A 1,760-nucleotide genomic window follows, 5' to 3' on the forward strand; every position below is an offset into this window, starting at 1 on the left:
ACTATCAAAGAAGCCTTCCGCTATGGAATTGCGCGCGGTATATTCTCCAATGAAGCCGGACTGGGAAGTACTCCCCATGCCCATGCTATTGCCCGGGTAAACCATCCGGCCGAACAGGGATTTGTAGCTATGGTTGGTGTTTTCATAGTTACTGGAATAGTATGTACCATGACTGCACTGGTTATACTGACTGCTGGCGCCGATTATACCCAGGCTACCGGGGCAGTCCTTTCCCAGATGGCTTTTGCTAATGCTTTTGGTGCCTGGTTTGGTCCCAAGTTTTTAGCTGTAGCACTTTTCTTCTTTGCCTATTCTACTCTCCTGGGATGGTATTATTTTGCCGAAACCAATATCCGCTTCCTTTTCGGCTCTAAACCAGTAAATATATTTAAAATAATTGTATTATTCATTATAGCTTTTGGTTCCACCCTGGAAGTAAAACTGGTTTGGGCTTTAGCCGATTTCTTCAACGGCTTAATGATCATCCCCAACCTGATAGGTGTACTCGGGTTATCTGCCATAGCCTTATCGATATTCAAAGAATACGAAAAAGATATTTTTCCTCAAATGATGCGTAAAGCGGCATAAATACCACTAAGCCTGAAATTTTTGATCAAAAGACCCTGCTAAAAATCCAGGCAGGGTCTTTTTATTTAAACTTTTCTACTATCCTGGCCTTGGTTTTTGAAAAATTTGTAAATATAATTTTTTTTTATACCTGTTTAAAAAACATCAAGTATAATAATAACTAGAATAAAAATTCTAACCTTTTTATTATTGCCAAATCTATAAAGAAAGGAGATGGGGTATCCGCTTTAGAATCTGCAGCCAGGCAAAAAAGCTGCTGTAAAAACTAGTTTAACAAAGGGGGAAACAAGATGGACGTGCAGGCTGAACTTCTGGTATTAGTAGGAAAGCTTAACAGCATCTTATGGGGTCCCATCATGCTAGTTATCCTCCTCGGAACAGGTATTTATTATACTATACGCACCAATTTTATTCAGATACGTTTTTTAAAACAAGCCTTTCGCCAGGTTTTTGGTAATGCCTTTAAAGATCGCGACAGTAAAAAAGAAGGTTTGTCATCATTCCAGTCTCTAACTACGGCGATAGCTGCTCAGGTGGGTACGGGAAACATTGTCGGTGTAGCAACCGCCATTGCTGCTGGAGGCCCGGGAGCCATATTCTGGATGTGGGTTTCGGCTTTCTTCGGGATGTCTACTATATTCAGCGAAGCAGTTCTGGCCCAAAAATTTAAAACTACCCGCGATGGTGCCGTCGTCGGCGGTCCTGCCTATTATATCTCCCAGGGATTAGGTCAAAAATGGCTGGCAGTAATATTTGCCATATGTATAGTGTTGGCTCTCGGATTTATGGGCAATATGGTACAGGCCAATTCGATTGCTGTGTCTATAAATAATGCCTTCGGCATAAACCAGCTCTATGCCGGTATAGCCGTAGCCCTGCTGGTAGGTGCAGTAATCATAGGCGGAGTAAAACAAATAGGGAAAGTAACTGAAATCCTCGTTCCTTTTATGGCTATCATATATATTTTAGGCGGTTTGATTGTAATAATACTTAATATAGAAGTTCTGCTTCCTGCTTTTAAAATGATTTTTGTAGGAGCTTTCTCCCCTCAATCGGTTGGAGGCGGGGTTTTAGGAGCCACTATCAAAGAAGCCTTCCGCTATGGAATTGCGCGCGGTATATTCTCCAATGAAGCCGGACTGGGAAGTACTCCCCATGCCCATGCTATTGCC

General features: G+C 42.0%; 2 protein-coding genes. Both read left to right on the forward strand.

The window, feature by feature from the left end:
* On the forward strand, positions 1-588 hold a 588-nt coding region (locus BUB92_RS11065), incomplete at its 5' end, for an alanine:cation symporter family protein (protein WP_143156963.1).
* A gap of 290 nt (positions 589-878) precedes the next feature.
* A partial coding sequence (locus BUB92_RS11070) for an alanine/glycine:cation symporter family protein (RefSeq protein WP_073093619.1) occupies positions 879-1,760 on the forward strand: 882 nt, incomplete at its 3' end.

The sequence above is a fragment of the Thermosyntropha lipolytica DSM 11003 genome, from assembly GCF_900129805.1.
GTDB lineage: Bacteria > Bacillota > Syntrophomonadia > Syntrophomonadales > Syntrophomonadaceae > Thermosyntropha > Thermosyntropha lipolytica.